Origin of the sequence: Peptoniphilus harei (assembly GCF_016726485.1) — a bacterium.
Classification (GTDB): Bacteria; Bacillota; Clostridia; order Tissierellales; family Peptoniphilaceae; genus Peptoniphilus_A; species Peptoniphilus_A harei.
The window spans coordinates 438,728-457,089 of sequence record NZ_CP068103.1; the positions used below are offsets into that span (position 1 = coordinate 438,728).

An 18,362-nucleotide genomic window follows, 5' to 3' on the forward strand; every position below is an offset into this window, starting at 1 on the left:
GAGGTTATTATGAAAGATAATAGAAACAATAAACCTCGCGGAATGATAAAACTTTCAAGCATAATAAAAATACTACTCTTAATTGTTGTGGCTGCAATTATAATTTTAGGCTCACTTGTCACTTCAATTATCTTGGGTATTTTTAAAAAAGCTCCTGTAATAGAACCATCAGAATACAGATCACAACTCTCTGAAACTTCTAGGATCTATTCAAGCGACGGAAAGCTAATTGAATCACTTATATCTGATCAATTTAGTGAGTTCGTTCCCTACGAGGACATACCAAAGGATTTGGTAAATGCCATTGTGGCAATAGAAGATGAAAGGTTTTTCGAACACAATGGAGTCGACTACAAGAGAGTAGTTGGTGCCATAGTTCACGATATAAAGACTAGGTCTTTTGAACAAGGTGCGTCAACTATAACAATGCAACTTGCCAAAAACTTATACACTTCTTTCTCAAAGAGTGTAGTTAGAAAGATAACCGACGTCTACTATTCTTATCAGATAGAGCAAAATCTTTCCAAGGAACAAATTCTCGAAGCTTACTTAAACTCTGCAGGCTTCTCTAAGGGTACTGTTGGTGTCCAAGCTGCAGCCAAGACTTTCTTTAACAAAGACGTATCAGAACTTGACCTTGCTGAGTGTGCTCTTATAGCAGGTGTAACAAACCTTCCAGAAAAGTACACTCCCTACAACACTCAAGAGATAAATGAATCAGACGACTTGGGCAACATTGAAATTGTTCTTCTACCAAAGAACGAAAACTCAGAGCCAAACTCTGATGAAATAATAAGAATTGCCAAGAACTTAAATGAACTTGGTCAAATCGATAACTTTGATTTAATTCAAATTCAAAATGACATGATAGTTCCTGTTAAGGCTGTCTTTAATGAAACTTCTCAAGAAAGACAAAGACTTGTTCTAAAGAGAATGCTTAACCAAGGACTAATTAATCAAGAAGACTACGACAGGGCCCTAAATGAAAAAATTGAAATCAACATTGGCTCTCGTAAGGAAAGCGGCATCTCTTCCTTCTACACAGACGTAGTTCAAAAGAATGCCATAAAAATCTTGACAAAATCAGGCTACTCACAAGAAGAAGCCACAAACAAACTCTTTAACGGAGGTCTTAAGATTTATACTCCAATGGATATAAATATGCAAAGGACTCTTGAAGAAGTTGTTTCTAACCCAAGATACTACTATGGTGGCTTTACTGATAAGAATGGAATTATTCAACCACAAGTGGCCTCTGTCATTATCGACCAAAAAACTCACGAAGTTAAGGCCCTTGTTGGTGGTAGAAATGTTAGTGGTGGTAGACTTTTAAATAGGGCACTTGTACCAAGACAACCTGGTTCATCAATTAAGCCTATTTCAGTTTATCTTACAGCCCTAAATAACGGCGCCACTGCAGGCGATGTTTATCTAGACCAAAAGATGCCAGAAAGATTATTTGGCCACTCACCTAGAAATGCTGGTAACTACTACCAAGGTTGGACAACTATAAGAAACCTACTTCGTCAATCATCAAACGTTGGTGCCTACCAAGTTGCAAGAGATATTTCTGCTGACAAGGATGCAAAAATCAACAGAAACTCAACTTACTCAAAGGCCTACAACGACGAAGAATCAATAAAAAAAATGGTGGAAACTTTAAAATCAATTGGAATATCCACAATAGTTGAAAAGGACGACAACCCAACATGGAATGACATGGACTATGCCCCACTTACTCTTGGCGGCATGAGCTATGGTATTAGTCCCTTTGAAATGGCTGGCGCCTTCACTGCAATTTCCAATGGAGGAAAGTATGCCAACCCTTATGTAATAACAAAAATCGAATCAAACACTGGTGAAGTTATCTACCAAGTTGACCCTAAGGAAAAGGAAGTTACTAGTCCACAAAATGCCTATATCTTGACAGACATGTTAAAGGACGTTGTAAGACGTGGTACTGGTAGAAATGCATCCTTCCCTGGTCAAGAAGTTGCCGGCAAGACTGGTACAACTAATGACAAGAAGGACGTTTGGTTTGTTGGTTACACTCCTTACTACACTTGCTCAGTTTGGATTGGTAATGACAAGAACCAAAAACTTGCCTTTGGATCAACTCAATCAGCCTACCTATGGAAGCAAATTATGAAGTCAGTTCATCAAGATCTTGACAGAAAAGAATTTGAAGAACCCGAAGGAATTTACACTAAGTATTCTGGTGGTAGAAGAGAAATCTTTGCTGAGGGAACTAAACCACACTACACTAACAAGTATGGCTTCTACAAGTCCTATACAAAGAAGAAAAAAGTAACTAAGAATAACGACAACAACAATGACAACAAAAAGAGCAAGAAGTCATCAGACAATAACAACAATTCAAGTAGCAAGAAGAAAAAATCTTCTAAATCAATTGCTAATAATGAGGATTAAAAAAACTGGAGTTAAGCTCCAGTTTTTTTATTGTCTTATTTTTTTTATTTTTTTCAAATTTAAAGGTCTCTATATTTTTTTATAAGTCCTTATGTGTTTAATGCTAAAATTTGATTTTAATTTTATAGGTTATTGTAATTATCTCTTTCTTTTTATTTGTTCGCTAGTAGTCTATTTTTTAATTCTTATTTCTTCTATAATTCGATCCACATTAATAGCAATTAACTTAATAAGTTTAATCCTTGATAAGTAATTACAGCTTTAAAACTAAATTCAAAAATAAAATTTTGCTCCTTCAATCAATCCTTACACTCTCACTGAAATTTAAGCTTTTAAAATTTCAATCTAAATCCTCGACAACTTAAATAAGTTAAGAATTCACTTACTTTTTCCAGTCAGTTCTCTGATAAGGTCATTCAAATTTGATATCATCTATAAGTTTTAAATGGCTTACAGCCTCATAAAAAATAAACAAAATTTATTTTCAATCTTCTAATAGCTCTAAAAAATTACAAAATAAAAAGCCCCTCTCGGAGCTTTTTTATTTTTGAATTTATAAATTATTTTTATCTTCTTCTGAATCTTCATTGTCTTCTGCTTCCTTCTTATCCTTTTTATGAATAAGCTCTTTTGCCTCTTCAGACAAGTCATCTTCATTTATTGTGTCTTCAAGATCAATGGATTCTTCATCAAGCTTTTCGCCGTTGAAAATTTTTTCGAAGTCCTTAGAATAGATTGTTTCCTTTTCTAAAAGAGCATCGGAAAGGGCAAGTAACTTGTCTAAGTTTTCACTTAAAAGTTTTTTACACTTAGCGTAAGCTTCGTTGATAATTCTTGTTACTTCATCATCAATCTCCGCTGCAGTTCTTTCAGAATAGTCTCTTGAACGACCTAGGTCTCTTCCTATGAAGACTTCATTTTCTGATGAGTCGTAATTTATTGTACCGAGCTTTTCACTCATTCCATAGTGGGTTACCATGGCACGAGCAATCTTTGTAGCTCTTTCAATATCATTTGATGCACCAGTTGATATGTCATCAAGGACTAGGGACTCGGCAACTCTTCCACCAAGAAGGGACACAATGGAAGCTTCCATCTTCTTCTTAGTCATAAAAGATATTTCATCTTCAGGAAGGTAGGCAGTAAATCCACCAGCCATTCCTCTAGGAATAATTGTAATCATGTGAACAGGATCTTCTTCAGGAAGAAGTCTTGATACAATTGCATGTCCAGATTCGTGAACTGCTGTTAGCTTTCTTTCCTTTTCTGAAACAACACGAGACTTCTTTGCCGGACCTGCTTGAACCTTTATTGATGCTTCGTCAATATCTTCCATAGATATTGCAGTTTCGCCACGTCTTGCAGCAAGTAGGGCTGACTCGTTCATTAAGTTTTCAAGGTCTGCTGGAGTAAAACCTGGAGTTCTCTTTGCAATTACTTCAAGGTTTACATCATCAGCAAGCTTCTTGCCCCTGGAGTGAATTCCAAGGATTGCCTTTCTTGCACGAACGTCTGGCTTGCCAACATAAACTGTCCTGTCAAATCTTCCTGGTCTTAGGATAGCTGGGTCAAGTATGTCTGCCCTGTTTGTTGCAGCCATAACGATTACACCTTCGTTAGTTCCAAAACCATCCATCTCAACTAGAAGTTGGTTAAGAGTTTGTTCTCTCTCGTCGTGACCACCGCCAAGACCTGCTCCTCTTTTTCTTCCCACTGCGTCAATCTCGTCAATGAAAATAATACAAGGTGCATTTTTCTTTGCAGATTCAAAAAGATCTCTTACCCTTGATGCACCAACACCGACAAACATTTCAACAAAGTCTGATCCACTCATTATAAAGAAAGGAACTCCTGCTTCGCCAGCAACAGCCTTTGAAAGATAAGTCTTACCAGTTCCTGGAGGCCCTACTAGTAGGACTCCCTTAGGGATTCTGGCCCCCATATTGATAAACTTCTTAGGATTTTTTAAGAAATCAACAATTTCTGCCAATTCCTCTTTTTCTTCCTCAAGACCTGCAACATCCTTAAAGTTAACAAGATTCTTTCCATCTTCCTTGTTAATTAGTTTGGCCTTGCTCTTGCCAAAGGAATTCATCTTTCCTCCGCCACCAGCTTGTTGCATCATTCTGTACCAGAAGAAAACTATAAAGGCAAACATAAGTAGGGTTGGAATCCACTCAACTAAGAAAGAAGTTTGCTTAGTTGGACTTGAAACTACATCAATAGTTCCTGCATCAGCCTTTTCCTTTAGGTAGTCCTTATAAAAAGTATCTGAAGCTTCTTGTGGAATCACAGTCCTAAAAGTGTCGTCATTTTTTAATTTTACGCTGGCAATGGAGTCAATTCCATTTTGCAAGCTAACGGACTTTACATTGTCCTTATCAAGTTCTGTTACAAATTCAGTAAAAGATTTTTCTTCCACAACATTTGCTGGTGGTCCAAAAAATCTAATTGATAATATTAAGACAAGGATTAGGACAATATAAAATCCTGCTCCTCCAAATTTCTTATTCAATAATATCACTCCTCACTATTAGAATAGACAGATTCATCTAATATTCCAATGTAAGGAAGACCTCTGAATCTCTCGTTATAGTCCATTCCATAACCAATTACAAAGTGGTCATCAATTTCATATCCATTATATTTAACAGGTAGCTCAACCTTTCTCCTAGATGGTTTAGAAAGCATAGTCACGATTTCAACGGACTTTGCTCCTCTTGATCTTAAAAGTTTAGTCAAATAAGAAAGTGTTACACCTGTGTCGATTATATCTTCAACAATTAGAATATCCTTATCAACAATATTAGTTGAAATATCCTTTAGAATCCTAACCTCACCCATGGACCTTGTTCCTTGATAGCTGGAAACATCCATAAAGTCGTACTCAAGGTCTAGATCAATACTTCTCATAATATCTGCCATAAAGGGAACGCAACCCTTTAGGATTCCAAGAAGTAATAAATTTTTGTCCTTGTAGTCCTCTCTTATTCTCTCGCCAAGTTCTTTAACTTTTTCCTTGATTTCTTCTTCAGAATAAAGAACCTCTTTAATTTCTGACATTTTTAACCTCCAAAACGAGCTTGTTCTTTGTATTTTTATCAATTTTAACATCTTCTGAGATATCCATCCCAACCACATAGATAATTTTTTCATCATCACACACAAGGCCTATCTCATCTCTTAAAAGTCTGTCAACTTTTCTATCAATAAAATAGTCTTTTAGCTTTTTATTATTCTTCATCCCCAGAGCTTTAAACCTATCTCCTGGGGCCCTCTTCCTTATGTGAAGACTACCCCTTATTTTATCATAGTCCATTACTTTTATAAAGGAATTGGCATGACTTTCTTCTCCATCTTTTCTTATAAAAATTTCTCCAAAATCTGTTGAATTTATTCCAAGCTTTAAGTCCTTACTTGCTTTTTCTTTTTTCTCTTCAAGTCTTTCAATATAGACTTTGTCGTAGGACCTTCTTGCATAAATATTCTTCCCAAGATCAACCTGCCTTCCAGACTGGCCAAGACACAAGTCATAAATGGCAAGAATGTTAGATCTGTTTAAAATATTTTCTTTATAAAAATTCTCTTCTAGGTATCTTTTTATTATCTCTTGACCTATAAATTTTTTAAGCTTTATAATTTCAGAAGAAATTAAAAACTTATGCCCCAGGCACTTGTCGTAGTTTTCCTTTACGATCTCATCTACAAATTCACTAGCTTCTTCTGCATTCTCAGAAAGTCTAAGTAAAGAATTTATTATGTCTGGATTAAATTTTTTAAGTTCAGGAATAAGTCCCAGCCTAATTTTATTTCTCGTATAAATTTCTTCAAAGTTTGTCTCATCATCAAAATAAGCTAGCTTATTCTTGTGGAGGTAATCTTCTATTTCTTCCCTCCTAATATTTATAAGAGGCCTAAAGACATCTTCATTGACCTCAGAAATTCCAGCAAGACCCTTTAGACCTGTCCCCCTCATAATATTAAAAAGGACCGTCTCTGCCCTATCATTGGCATTGTGGGCTGTTAAAATTTTTCTTCCTCTGGAGTTTTCTCTAAAGAATTCATACCTTAAAATCCTGCCAGCCTCTTCTGATGAAATTTTTTCTTTCCTTGCAAATTCATCCATGTTCACAGTCTTAGTAATACACTTAAGTCCAAAATCTTGGCAAGTTTTTTTTACAAAGTCCTCATCTCTTTTGGCAGTCTCCCTTATCCCATGGTTTAGGTGGCAGACAATAATATCAAGGTCCCAGTCATCCTTTAAATCCATTAGATTATAAAGAAGATACATGGAGTCTGCCCCTCCAGATACGCCAAGACTTAGCTTGTCAGACTTTTTTATAATATTTAATTTTTTTAAATTTTCATAAAATATCTTATCCATAATTAAAATAAAAAAAGTGGCAAACTATCAAAAGATAGTCACCACTACTAATTTCTAGAATTTTTCTTCTTCGTCTTTTGATTGTATCTTGCTCTGGCTTCGTCAAGCTTAGTATTGCTTTCCTTAAGGAATTTGCTCAAAAGGTCTTCAAACTTTTGATCGACTTTTTCATCCTTAGGTTCTTCCTTTTTTTCAACTGCATCCTTTATAGATAGGGCAATCTTTCCCTTCTCATCAATGCTTAAGACCTTAACCTTAACTTCGTCACCTTCAGCAATGTGATTATTGATGTCCTTTACAAAAGTATCTGCAATTTCAGAAATATGTACTAGACCACTTTTGCCATCTTCTAAATCAACAAAGGCTCCAAACTTGGCAACCTTAGTTACTACACCTTCAACAATATCGCCTGGCGATAAATCCATAACTTCCTCCTAAATTTTATTTTAAATATCCTTTTCAGAATTATTAATCTTATCTTTATCCTTGTTCTTATCAACATAGATAACTTCTCTTGGTTTAACCATACCTAAATCTTCTCTCGCAACTTTTTCAATAAAATCAGTTGAGGAAGAATTTTCCAGTTCAGAATTTAAATTATCTATTTCAAGTTTTAAATTAGAAATTTCCTGATTGTTGGCAGAGATAATCTCAAGTTTTTGATTCCTAAGAGAAATCGACTTGCCAATTTTTATTGATCCAAGAATCACAGACCCTAGGATAATAAGGGCAAGAGCCAAGGGAAATCTTCTTCTTTTTAACTTCATAAGTAACCCCTCTTAATTTCCAATTGGATTAATCTCGATCTAATCTATCCTGTCGTAAAGAGTTTCTGCATCCTTCTTAGAATTTACATCAGAAATGTCCTTAACCTTGACCCTAATCTTTCTTTCACCAAGTTGTAATGAAATAATGTCGTCAATGTTAACAGAGTCTGATGGCTTAGCAACCTTGTCGTTGATTTCAACAAGGCCCTTTTCGCAGGCTTCTTTAGCTACAGTTCTTCTTTTTATAAGTCTTGAATTTTTTAAAAATTTATCTAATCTCATAATCCTCTCCAAGTAAGAATATATCAAATACAGAAGAAAATATCAATACTAAGGCAAAATTTGGGCATAAAAAAATATGGTCTAAGATATCTCTCTAAACCATATATTAATAATTTCTCTTTTCCAGCATTGGCTATTGTAAAGCTCAAAAAAAACTTTCTTTTACCTTACTTTTGAAAATCTAGTTTTATACAAGTGTTTAATCTTTACTAAATCCTTTTAATTTTACCACTTAACTGCGTAATGTATTGATAAGTAAATATAATTAAATATTATTAAGATAACCATAAATGCTATCGCTGTCTTTTTATAGCCTTCTTTGAAACTTTTATACATAGTTATAAGGTACAAGATTTGTAGTGTAAAGTATAAAATTGTATACTTATCTGTTAAAAAATATCTAAACATAAAATTTACCCTCTTCCACTCCAGTCTACTGTAGTTATAAACTTTACTTGAAGATCAAATATTTTAGACTTATAATATCCCTTTATTATAGAGTTGATTTGATCATCCTTAATTTTAAATCATTGAGCAAATATTTTTCTCAAGCCTGGTAACCTAATATATAATAAAAAATAAATTAACTTTTAATTACATATACTTAAGTCCTAAAAAGCTATCATCTTTATAATTTTTCATTATACAAAAATAGTGCAAGATAGGAATTAAAACCTTCTTACACTATTCTGTACTAAAAATTGTTCTTATGCTACTTTATCAACTAGTTTAAAGAAACATAAGTCCTTCTTTTTCTTACTTATTAACAGCTTCTTTAAGAGCTTTACCTGATCTGAAAACTGGTGCTTTAGATGCAGGAATCTTAATAACTTCTTCTGGATTTCTAGGGTTTCTTCCTTCTCTAGCTTTTCTTTGTCTAACTTCGAAAGTTCCAAATCCAACTAATTGAACTTTTTCTCCGTCAGCAAGAGCTTCTTGAACTGAAGAGATAAATCCGTTTAAAGCTTGTTCAGCGTCTTTTTTAGTAAGACCTGATTTTTCAGCAATGCTTGCTACTAATTCTGATTTGTTCATTTTATATCCTCCTTGAAGAATTTTCTTTAATCTTTTTCCTAGTTTAAGACCCTCTCAACCTTTAATATTCCAAGATCTAAAAGGGCTCTTTTCCTAAGACTGTTACAATTATAACCTAAGTTAAGTTTATTTTCTACATTTATTTTAAAAAAATCGCTATTTTATCCAATTTTTTGTATATTTCATCATAAATTTCACGGAAATCCACTAGACCTTCCTTGTCTTTTAATAAAAGTAATAATATAGATAAAATTAGGATGTCTGTCTCATTTTCATAGTCCATGGATAAGTCCTCAGACTTTTCAATTAAAAGTTTTTTTATCTTTTCAAAACTATCGTCATCTAGATAAATATCTTCTCTTTCCAGAATATCTTCAAGCCTATCCATAATTAGGGGAAGATTTTTGCCACTTGTCCTTGGAATGTAAATGCAAGATTGGTGGTTGTAGTCATCAATCCTTGGAAGTTTATAAATTTCAACCTTCCTTACAATCTCATCGTCAAGTCCAGCGTTTGTTATTACATAAGCCATGTCATCTTCCTTGTAAACTTCTTGAAGAAGGAGGGAAAGGTCTGATGCAATTCTCTTGTTATAGACTTGTGTTATTAGGGTATCACGTCTTGTGTCGAAGTCAAACTTCTTTGCATCTGAGTCTAAAAATAAGAGTCCATCAACGGCGTCTCTTCCCACTCCAGCAAGAACTGGTTCAATAAAAGAAATTCCATTTACAATATTTATATCAGCCTTTTTATCTATTAGGAGCCTAACAGTTTTTTCTGCAACTAAGGGAGTTCCTGGAACAAAATAATTTATCTCCTTATCCTTAGCTTCTTCTAATAAAACTTCTACAATTTTATTGTAAACTTCATCAAAGCTTTCCATCTCATTGTACAAGTAGTCAAATGACTCATATTCTATTTTATTTTCTTCAAAAAAAGAAAGGGCTTCATGCCTGTCAGTCCTCAAAAAATTTTTATTTCCATTTTTCATAATTTTTACTGCTTTAAGGGTAAGGTCTCTTGAAGAAGTGGACCCAAGTCCAACAACATTTATCATTCTAATCACCTTCTTACATTATACACATAAACTTTTAATTGTTTTCAAATTTTTATTAACTTCATCTTAATTTCAAACTTCTTTTTATTTTCAAATTCAAAATAATTTTGGTTTTTTGTTAAAAGTTTACATAAAAAAAGAGGGGTCTTCCCCTCCTCTTGTGGATTAATCAAATCCAAATTTTTCTCTCATTATTTTAAGTTCTTCATCAGTTAAGTCACTTTCATCAACTGACTTTTCACTTTCTTCTTCTGCCATTTTCTTCTTGTGTTCTTCCACAATCTTATCGTGCTCAGCTATAACTGCTAGGGCAACGTCTTGTGGAATCTCTATAGATTTCTTTTCCACTTCAGAAAGTTCAACCTTGCCACCTACACAGAATTTCTTGCCGTCTTCAAATTCATAAACAAAAACTTCAAGTTCTCCTGCTGGATTCTTAATAGAAATCTTATAATCTTCATCAAGCTTTGCAATGTCATCTTCAAGATAGTTTACTACTGCAATAGTTCCTGATCCACAAGAACCTTCTCTAAATAAAGTTTCAGAACCTTCTACATAAACGTAAGGAATCATTTCTAGTTTTTCCTTGTTAAAGAAAAGAACTCCATAGGCTTCGTCCTTGTGGTCTTTTTTAAGGACCTCAAGAGCCTTATCTACAAATTCTTTATCTTCTTCTTCCTCAACAACTAGATGGCTAATGCCAGGAAGCTTAATAAGAGTACAGTCTTTGCCATCTATTGTTAGCTTTTCTCTGCCAATAGGAGCATCTAAAGCTACATAAGCCTTTTGATTTTTAACATCTGCAATAACATCAGTAGTTCCTTCGTGACCACTTACATAGACTTCTATATCAACAAGTCCATCTGTGTCATAGAAGCTTGCAGAGTAAAGTCCGTAAGCTCTTGTTGCGTTGGCACAAAACTCTCCACCCATCATATCCATCCTAAGTGGTGCACCTTCATATGCTGGAGAAATAAATCCAACTTGCTCTACATCCTTATCTATTTGTTCCATGATACAGTCTGTGTAAGCTTTTCTATATCCTGGATATACAGGAGCTACAACAAATCCTGTTATATTTCCACATGGGTTTGCTCTAAAATAATTAAAAGTTTTCTTCATAACCATCCTCTTCTCGACTCTAAAAATAAATTTACTCTTTAATTATAGCATACTAAGTTAGTCTTTTTTAACCGCTATTCTTATCTTACCCTAAATTTAATTTTTAACGCAGTCTTATTTGAGATATTTCTTTAGGTCTTCTACCCTATCAGTCTTTTCCCAAGGAAGGTCTAGGTCATTTCTACCAAAGTGACCATAGGATGCAGTTTGTCTGTAAATTGGTCTCAATAGGTCAAGGTCACGAATTATTGCAGCTGGTCTCATATCGAAGTTTTCCATAATAATCTTTTCGATTTCTTCGTCAGATAATTTGCCAGTGCCAAAAGTTTCTACATAAACTGAAGTTGGTCTTGCAATACCAATTGCATAGGCAAGTCCAATTTCAACTTTTTCTGCTAGTCCTGCTGCCACTAGGTTCTTTGCAATGTATCTTGCATAGTAGGCACCTGATCTGTCAACCTTTGTTGGATCTTTACCTGAGAAAGCTCCACCGCCGTGTCTTCCAAAGCCGCCGTAGGTATCAACTATTATTTTTCTACCAGTAAGTCCCGCATCGGCCATTGGTCCACCAATAACAAATCTGCCAGTTGGGTTGATGAAAAATTCTGTGTCCTTGTCTATAAATTCTTTTGGAACAACCTTTTCTACAACTTCTCTTATTATATCTTCCCTAATTTGTTCCATAGAAATTTCTGGAGCATGTTGAGATGAAACTACAACATTTTTAAGTCTTACTGGTTTATCTTCTTCATATTCAACTGTAACTTGAGTCTTGCCATCTGGTCTTAGGTAGTCAAGTGTACCATTTTTTCTCACTTCAGTTAATCTTCTTGATAACTTGTGGGCAAGAGAAATTGGAAGTGGCATTAGCTCTTCTGTTTCGTTGCAGGCAAATCCAAACATAATCCCTTGGTCTCCTGCTCCAAAGGAGTCAAGTTCATCTACTCCTTCTTCCTTAAACCTGTCAACACCCATTGCTATGTCAGAGGATTGTTCCTTGATTGCAGATAGGACTGCACAAGTGTTTCCATCAAAGCCAAATTTGGCCCTGTTATATCCAATATCTTCTAGGACTTCTCTTGCAGTTTTTTCAAAATCTACATAAGTTTCTGTTGAGATTTCTCCAGTTATAACTATCATGCCTGTGGATGCCATAGTTTCACAGGCTACTCTTGCATTTTTATCTTCTGCCAAAATCTTATCTAAGATGGCATCAGATATTTGGTCGCAAACTTTGTCAGGATGTCCTTCTGTTACGGACTCTGAACTAAATTGCCATTTTTTCATTTTATTCTTTCCTCCATTTTAAATACCTTGATTTAATGTATGAATCTTTTTATTTAGTCAAATTTATAAAGTCTTTTAAATTTTAATCCATAAAAAAATCCCCACGCAAAAGTGAGGACCATTAAACCTCATCTTCCAGATAAAAATCTGTGGGATTTAGCACCAACTAGGTTGCCGGGTTTCACAGTGCCCATTCACTCCACCACTCTCAATAAGGTATTATTTATATTTTGTAGCTTGATTATAGCACTTAAAAATTCTTAGTGCAACAAATTAAAATAGTTCATTAGGGATATTCCCAAAGGATAGGTAATAATACTCATAATAAAGCTTAAGGTTATTACCTTTGATGCAAACTCATAATCAGAATTCATCTGCTTTGTAAATATAAAACAGTTGGCTGCACATGGAGTTGCCCAAAATACATAGGCAATGCCTAGTTCCATATTAGTAAAGCCAAGCTTAACTCCAATAGGTACTAGGATTAATGGAGCTAAAACTGTTTTTATAAAAGCTGATGTAAACATAAGCTTGAAGTCACTCTTTGATGACTCAAAGTTGAGGCTGGCTCCAATTAAAATCAGTGACATTGGCGTTGAAATCTTCGCCACCATTTCTATTGCCTTGTCTATTCCTTGATAGACTGGAATGTGTAAAAAATTAAAAATCGCACCAAAGACTACTCCAGCAATCATTGGGTTCTTAATAATCTTTATAAGTATATTGGAAATAGAAATTGACTTGTCTTCTGACTCAGAATAGTAGGTCAAGAGGACAATTGCAGAAATATTGTAAAGAGTTAGTCCAAAAGCAATTATTACTATCATGTGTTCCATTGATGGAGCTCCATTGTAAATAATATCTAAAATTGGAAATCCAACATAAACAAAGTTTGACCTGTAGGCACAGTGGACAAAGGAAGATAATTTTTTCCTGTCTTTAATCCTAAAAGATTTACCAATTACAAGAGCAAGAAAAATTACAAAGATAATCCCTAATAATATGTAGGCAACATATTTTGGATGGAGGGACTCAATCCTCGCATTCTTTATGTCGTAAAATAATTTAAAGGGCAGGGCCATATAAAAAACAAGCCAGGTTCCCCTGTCTACAAAGTTGTCGTCTATGTATCCTTTTTGTTTTGCAAAGTATCCCAGTAGCAAAACTATAAATACGGGCGATACAATATTAAAACCCATAAGTAAGTTACTCATAAAATCACCTCATTAAATTATAGGGTAAATATTTAGGCTTGTCGAGGGCAATCTTTTAAAATACAATAGACCTAGGAGGTCATGTTATGAAAAAAATAATTTCTATTGGACTTACGTCCCTTGTTTTAATTACAAATGTTTTTGCTGGAGCAAAAGTTTCTAGCCAAAGCGTTTATGTTGATGGAAAAGACACTGGCGTTAAGGGTTACAACATCGAAGACAACAACTACTTCAAGTTAAGAGACATTGCAGCTCTTCTTGATGGACTTGATGCCGAGTTTAATGTTTCCTACGACAGCGACAGAGAAGCTGTTATGATTAACAGCAAGTCTGACTACAAGAAGACTGAAGAAGATTTAGCTCCCCTAAAGGACAGTAAGAACGAAGTAAAAAAATCAAACCACAGGGTTTTTGTGGATGGTGTGAGACATTCCTTTAAGGTTTACACAATTGACGGCTACAATTATTTCCAATTGAGACAACTTGGAAAGACAATTGGATTCGATGTTGACTTTGACGAAAAAAATAATTCTGTTTTAATTGATTCAAAGGCAATACCTGGTCGTTCTCTTGTAAATAACCAAGTAGATGTAAAAATTGTTGACTATGCAACTGACTACGAAGAAAAAGAACTGGACATCTTGAAGAACCCTCTTCTTGACATTTCCAAATTTCTTGCTAATATTAAAAACGAAGTACTTGCAACAGCTGAAGAAGGTAAGTTAAGTAGTGAGTCAACTTATGTTAAGTCAGAAAATATTGTTGAAGTTCTACCAACTTCTGCTAAGTATAACGGCAAACTCACTTACACTCCTTATATAAAAATTGACCAAGGAGATAAGTCTGAAGTCTTCCCTTATGAAAAAGAATTTGAAGTTGCAAAAACTTTAACATCAAAGGGCTTTGACTCCACAGACGAATTTGAAATCAGCATGGGAGCAAAAAGTAAAGATCATTTTGTTAAGTACTCATCTTTTAAATATAAATAATTTTGGGTATATAAACTAGGGAGGTGTTAATAGATGGAAATTAAAAAAGATATGTTAATCGGACAAATTCTTTCAGAAAAACCTGAATCAATTGGTACACTAATGAGTTTTGGAATGGGTTGCATCATGTGCCCATCTTCTCAAATGGAAACTCTTGAAGAAGCAGCAATGGTTCACGGTATAGATCCAAATACGCTTGTAGCTGCTCTTAATGAAGATAAGAAAGAAGAAGCGGAAGCTTAATCTAAAGCTTAAATTTGAAGAGGCAGAGGCCTCTTCTTTTTTTACATAAATACTTTAATGATTTAATAAGGAGATAATTATGAAAAAGAAATTAATTTATGCCCTATCTCTAGCCCTACTCGTTGGACCAGTTGTGGCTTCAGTTGAAAAGACCAACTACAATCCAACAGATGAGACAGTGTCTGTTGACATAACAAAGAAAGAAAAAGAAAAGGTTGAAGAAATTAAAGAAGTATTTAATATCACAGAAGCCTATGAAGATTTTAATTTGATTAAGGAACCAATAAATTCTGAAAAAGTATCTACTTATTATTTAAATAAAAAAGCAAAAAATAAAAGTCTTGACTCCTACCAATGGTCTGATGAAAATTTAGGAAATTTACAAGTTACCTACACAAGTGATGGCGACTTCTACTCTTATTCAAAGTGGAGCAAGGATCAATATGACAATAAAAATTCTGAAAAAATTTCAAAAGACCAGGCACAAAAAATTGTAGAAGAAAAGCTGGCAAAACTTATTCCAGACTTTGACAAAAAATATAAATTAAAGGATTTCTCTCTCCTAGATGATGGAAAAGAATTAAGTTTATTTTATGAGAGACTCGTTAAGGGAATACCTCTTGCATCATATTCACTTTATGTAAATATTTCCCTAACTTCTAAGGAAATAAGAGATATGGGAATCAACTCCGACTTTGGACCTGCCACATCCTTCTTAAGTGATAAGGACTTTACAGACAAGGCCAAGTTAAGTCAAGAGGATGCGGAAAAAATATTTGCAGAAAAGTTCCCACTTAGGCTATCCTACAAGATTTCTAATAGCGGCAAGTCTGTGTCCAAGGTCTACCATTCAGAAATTTTTGATATAGATGCAGAAGATGGGAAGCTCGTAAAAAATAATAATTTAGGATTTATGCCCTATGAGATGGATAAAGCTGCTGACGTTATAAGTTTAACTGATGTGGAGGTTAAAAAGATTGAAGACCTAAAGGACTTAAAGAAAAAGTCCCAAGCCAAGAAAAGAGCCTATGAAATTGCTGGCGATGGTTACCAAGTTACTTCAATCTCCCTGAACTCTGACAAGGAAAATTATTACTACAATATTAATCTAGAAAAAGATAAAAATTATGGTCATATCACACTTAATGCCAAGAACTTAAATCTTGTTTCCCTAGACCTTTGGACTGACAGAAAAGTTTACAATAATAAAGTAAAAGAAGAAGACGCAAAAAAACTTGCCCTAGACTTCCTAGAAAAGTATGGAGATAAGTCTGAGCTTAACTTAGATAAAGTTTCTATAGACTCATCTAAGATGGGAACTTCTGTTACTATACCAAGATATGTAAATAAACTCCCTGTTCTAAAAGAAGGTGTTAAAATTTTTGTAGACCAAGATAAAAAAAATTTCATCTTATGAAAGAACTTTTACGAAAGTAGATTTTTCAAAAGCTAGTGACAATAACTTGACCCAAGAAGAAGCCAACAAGATTTTCTTATCCTCTAAAAACTTTGGTCTAAAGTATGTGATAACTGACAAGGGACCTAAACTTTTCTACGGAAACATCAAAGACTTTGACCCAGTCATTGGCCAAGATGAAATCTTAAGAGACTATAATGGAGAGATTATTAACTTCAAGGAACAAATATCCTATCCTGACCTTGATAAGGCAAGGAATAAGGATGCCATCCTCTTCTTAAAAGATATGGAAATTGGTTTAATTGGAAGAAATCTTTCTGACAAAATAACTTACCAAGACTTTGTCAAGCTCTTAAATGGGTCAAGTGGAATGAACTCTTCCTACATGGATTCTTTTGGCCTAGACCTAGAAAAGCTAAAAGACAAAAATATTTTAGAAAAGGATGTTGTTAAGACCCTCGTGACAAAAAATAATCTTGAAAGATTTACTAAGGCCAAGGGAATCTTTAAGGAAGATTTATATAAAAATCAAAAATCCCTAGGCGACTATGAATCTTATTATATTATCGCAAAAGGCTTTGGATATATTGATGGGGACATAGACCCAGACAAGGAAATGACCCTTGAAGAAATCCTATACCTAATCTATAACTCAATAAAGTAATTGTAATTCTTTTGTAATTGCTTCTTACCTCCCACTGATGTATATTTATCAATGGGAGGTTTTTTTATGACCCAAACAAGTTATGAAAGAAGAAAAAGATTAAGACGACAAAAGGCCAGAAGAAAAAAGAGAATTAGGCAAATTATTTCTATTTCGATTTTTGCACTAATACTTATACTTATTTTCTCAAAAATTTTCTCTGGTATTAAAAATTCAAAAAACAAAGAAGTTTCACCTGCCCTTATGTGGTACTACACAAATGAAATTTATAAGGACAGACCAAGACCAATATTTTATGAAAAAGAATACATTTCAAATGTGGCCTTGGATAAGCTTAATAAAATGGAAGATGAGTTTATTGTCAAGGGATCCAACCACTTAAAAAGGGTTGATAAGTATGCCTATGATGCCAAAAAAATTCGTGACTACACTGTCCACCAAAACTACAAGGGTGAAAAGAAAATTGTATTCTTGACCTTTGATGATGGACCAAACAATGAAATCACTCCACAAGTTTTGGACACCTTAAAGAGAGAGAATGCTCGTGCAACCTTCTTCTTAGTTGGTAAATCAATTGGAGATAAGACTGCAGATAGGGTTAGAGAAATTCTTGCAAATGGCAATGCCATTGCAACTCACTCCTTCTCTCACGACTACGACTACCTATATCCAGGAAGAGTCGTAAGTCCAGAAAGAGTCTATGGAGAAATAGAAAAGACTAATGAAAGACTTCAAAATATCTTAGGCGATGACTTTCATTCCAAGGTCTTTAGGTATCCAGGTGGCGAGATGTCTTGGAAGAATACTCCTGCATCAAACTCTTTCTTAGAATCAAGAGACATAAATTGGATTGACTGGAACTGCCTAGTTGGCGATGCAGAGAAAAAATCTGTTAGACCAACAACGACTGCAGGTCAAATCGAATATCTTGACAGGAGCTTAAATAAAAATAAGAACACAAAAATTGCCGTTGTCCTTGCCCACGACGCAAGAAACAAACAGCTAACAGCTGATTCCCTATCAGAAGTTATAAAGTACTTTAGGGACAGAGACTATGAATTTGGAATTTTAAAATAATTTCAAATTTTTAACAAGTTTATAAAAAATTAGAGGACTGTTTTTATTTTCAGTCCTCTTTTTATTTGCCTAAATTCTTATTAATTAAAGCAATATTATTAATTTTTAAATTAAGCCAAGTCCTTTTTTATTAAGTAAATTAAAATAAATAGGCTGACAAAGGCCAGTATATAAGAAAATAATATAAAGGCAATAAATAAATAATTTCCACTTTTCTCATCTAGACTTCCAACAATAAGTAGACTAGGTAGATAAGATAAAAAATTAAGATAAGTATAGATAATAAGACAAACTTTAATAAAAGTAATACTTATATTATCAATAAAAATATAAGCACAACACAAGCTTAAAAATATTATAAAGGCATGAATTAAAAACCTATAAATTATATTAG

The 18,362-nt window shown here is 34.0% G+C and carries 17 protein-coding genes and 1 riboswitch; of the genes, 6 read left to right on the plus strand and 11 right to left on the minus strand.

Annotated elements, in window-relative coordinates:
• The first annotated feature begins 9 nt into the window (after window positions 1-9).
• Window positions 10-2,430 (plus strand): transglycosylase domain-containing protein, encoded by a 2,421-nt coding sequence (locus I6I93_RS01990; protein WP_112890543.1) that lies wholly within the window; start codon window positions 10-12, stop codon window positions 2,428-2,430.
• A 553-nt stretch (window positions 2,431-2,983) separates the two neighbouring features.
• On the opposite strand, the gene ftsH is transcribed toward I6I93_RS01990, so the two are convergent.
• From ftsH to I6I93_RS02045, 11 genes are all read right to left on the minus strand, one after another.
• Window positions 2,984-4,945 (minus strand): ATP-dependent zinc metalloprotease FtsH, encoded by a 1,962-nt coding sequence (gene ftsH / locus I6I93_RS01995; protein ID WP_112890544.1) that lies wholly within the window; start codon window positions 4,943-4,945, stop codon window positions 2,984-2,986.
• 5 nt (window positions 4,946-4,950) lie between these two features.
• Window positions 4,951-5,493 carry a hypoxanthine phosphoribosyltransferase gene (hpt, locus tag I6I93_RS02000; RefSeq protein WP_112890545.1) on the minus strand — a complete coding sequence of 181 codons (543 nt, stop codon included), beginning with the start codon at window positions 5,491-5,493 and terminating at the stop codon, window positions 4,951-4,953.
• Complete coding sequence (tilS, locus tag I6I93_RS02005; protein WP_112890546.1) at window positions 5,480-6,814, minus strand: tRNA lysidine(34) synthetase TilS; 1,335 nt, start codon at window positions 6,812-6,814, stop codon at window positions 5,480-5,482. Before tilS ends, hpt begins: the two co-directional genes overlap by 14 nt.
• A 47-nt stretch (window positions 6,815-6,861) precedes the next feature.
• Window positions 6,862-7,239 carry a S1 RNA-binding domain-containing protein gene (locus I6I93_RS02010; RefSeq protein ID WP_070702160.1) on the minus strand — a complete coding sequence of 126 codons (378 nt, stop codon included), beginning with the start codon at window positions 7,237-7,239 and terminating at the stop codon, window positions 6,862-6,864.
• A gap of 21 nt (window positions 7,240-7,260) precedes the next feature.
• Window positions 7,261-7,581, minus strand: a complete 321-nt coding sequence (locus I6I93_RS02015) for an FtsB family cell division protein (protein WP_112890547.1) — start codon at window positions 7,579-7,581, stop codon at window positions 7,261-7,263.
• A gap of 39 nt (window positions 7,582-7,620) precedes the next feature.
• Window positions 7,621-7,863 (minus strand): RNA-binding S4 domain-containing protein, encoded by a 243-nt coding sequence (locus I6I93_RS02020; RefSeq protein WP_112890548.1) that lies wholly within the window; start codon window positions 7,861-7,863, stop codon window positions 7,621-7,623.
• Window positions 7,864-8,619: 756 nt separating this feature from the next.
• Window positions 8,620-8,898, minus strand: a complete 279-nt coding sequence (locus I6I93_RS02025) for an HU family DNA-binding protein (protein ID WP_005957971.1) — start codon at window positions 8,896-8,898, stop codon at window positions 8,620-8,622.
• 139 nt (window positions 8,899-9,037) lie between these two features.
• Entirely contained in the window at window positions 9,038-9,955 is a 918-nt protein-coding gene (locus I6I93_RS02030) for an SAM-dependent methyltransferase (RefSeq protein ID WP_112889215.1), read from the minus strand.
• Window positions 9,956-10,120: 165 nt separating this feature from the next.
• Window positions 10,121-11,077: a hypothetical protein gene (locus I6I93_RS02035; protein ID WP_112889214.1), complete on the minus strand. Its 957-nt coding sequence runs from the start codon at window positions 11,075-11,077 to the stop codon at window positions 10,121-10,123.
• A 114-nt stretch (window positions 11,078-11,191) separates the two neighbouring features.
• Entirely contained in the window at window positions 11,192-12,364 is a 1,173-nt protein-coding gene (gene metK / locus I6I93_RS02040) for a methionine adenosyltransferase (RefSeq protein ID WP_112889216.1), read from the minus strand.
• 125 nt (window positions 12,365-12,489) lie between these two features.
• Window positions 12,490-12,582: riboswitch (SAM riboswitch) on the minus strand.
• 42 nt (window positions 12,583-12,624) lie between these two features.
• Complete coding sequence (locus tag I6I93_RS02045) at window positions 12,625-13,578, minus strand: AEC family transporter (protein WP_112890549.1); 954 nt, start codon at window positions 13,576-13,578, stop codon at window positions 12,625-12,627.
• 86 nt (window positions 13,579-13,664) lie between these two features.
• Here I6I93_RS02045 and I6I93_RS02050 point away from each other — a divergent pair, with 86 nt between their 5' ends.
• The 5 genes from I6I93_RS02050 to I6I93_RS02065 all read left to right on the plus strand — a co-directional run bounded on the left by I6I93_RS02050 (window position 13,665) and on the right by I6I93_RS02065 (window position 17,968).
• Window positions 13,665-14,567, plus strand: coding sequence for a hypothetical protein (locus tag I6I93_RS02050; RefSeq protein ID WP_112890550.1), 903 nt, complete (start codon window positions 13,665-13,667; stop codon window positions 14,565-14,567).
• A gap of 33 nt (window positions 14,568-14,600) precedes the next feature.
• Window positions 14,601-14,810 carry a DUF1858 domain-containing protein gene (locus I6I93_RS02055; RefSeq protein WP_070702177.1) on the plus strand — a complete coding sequence of 70 codons (210 nt, stop codon included), beginning with the start codon at window positions 14,601-14,603 and terminating at the stop codon, window positions 14,808-14,810.
• Between the two features lie 79 nt (window positions 14,811-14,889).
• The gene (locus I6I93_RS02060) at window positions 14,890-16,227 is read left to right on the plus strand and encodes a YcdB/YcdC domain-containing protein (RefSeq protein ID WP_236587201.1); all 1,338 of its coding nucleotides are present in this window, start codon (window positions 14,890-14,892) and stop codon (window positions 16,225-16,227) included.
• A gap of 46 nt (window positions 16,228-16,273) precedes the next feature.
• Entirely contained in the window at window positions 16,274-16,891 is a 618-nt protein-coding gene (locus I6I93_RS09110) for a hypothetical protein (protein ID WP_236587202.1), read from the plus strand.
• Between the two features lie 66 nt (window positions 16,892-16,957).
• Entirely contained in the window at window positions 16,958-17,968 is a 1,011-nt protein-coding gene (locus I6I93_RS02065; protein ID WP_112890551.1) for a polysaccharide deacetylase family protein, read from the plus strand.
• The last annotated feature ends 394 nt before the right edge of the window (window positions 17,969-18,362 follow it).

Bases quoted from the DNA above. Each gene is read 5' to 3' on its own strand.
- I6I93_RS01990 (WP_112890543.1), top strand. From the start codon at position 10: ATGAAAGATAATAGAAACAATAAACCTCGCGGAATGATAAAACTTTCA.
- hpt (WP_112890545.1), bottom strand. From the start codon at position 5,493: ATGTCAGAAATTAAAGAGGTTCTTTATTCTGAAGAAGAAATCAAGGAA.
- tilS (WP_112890546.1), bottom strand. From the start codon at position 6,814: ATGGATAAGATATTTTATGAAAATTTAAAAAAATTAAATATTATAAAA.
- I6I93_RS02010 (WP_070702160.1), bottom strand. From the start codon at position 7,239: ATGGATTTATCGCCAGGCGATATTGTTGAAGGTGTAGTAACTAAGGTT.
- I6I93_RS02015 (WP_112890547.1), bottom strand. From the start codon at position 7,581: ATGAAGTTAAAAAGAAGAAGATTTCCCTTGGCTCTTGCCCTTATTATC.
- I6I93_RS02020 (WP_112890548.1), bottom strand. From the start codon at position 7,863: ATGAGATTAGATAAATTTTTAAAAAATTCAAGACTTATAAAAAGAAGA.
- I6I93_RS02025 (WP_005957971.1), bottom strand. From the start codon at position 8,898: ATGAACAAATCAGAATTAGTAGCAAGCATTGCTGAAAAATCAGGTCTT.
- I6I93_RS02030 (WP_112889215.1), bottom strand. From the start codon at position 9,955: ATGATAAATGTTGTTGGACTTGGGTCCACTTCTTCAAGAGACCTTACC.
- I6I93_RS02035 (WP_112889214.1), bottom strand. From the start codon at position 11,077: ATGAAGAAAACTTTTAATTATTTTAGAGCAAACCCATGTGGAAATATA.
- metK (WP_112889216.1), bottom strand. From the start codon at position 12,364: ATGAAAAAATGGCAATTTAGTTCAGAGTCCGTAACAGAAGGACATCCT.
- I6I93_RS02045 (WP_112890549.1), bottom strand. From the start codon at position 13,578: ATGAGTAACTTACTTATGGGTTTTAATATTGTATCGCCCGTATTTATA.
- I6I93_RS02050 (WP_112890550.1), top strand. From the start codon at position 13,665: ATGAAAAAAATAATTTCTATTGGACTTACGTCCCTTGTTTTAATTACA.
- I6I93_RS02055 (WP_070702177.1), top strand. From the start codon at position 14,601: ATGGAAATTAAAAAAGATATGTTAATCGGACAAATTCTTTCAGAAAAA.
- I6I93_RS02060 (WP_236587201.1), top strand. From the start codon at position 14,890: ATGAAAAAGAAATTAATTTATGCCCTATCTCTAGCCCTACTCGTTGGA.
- I6I93_RS02065 (WP_112890551.1), top strand. From the start codon at position 16,958: ATGACCCAAACAAGTTATGAAAGAAGAAAAAGATTAAGACGACAAAAG.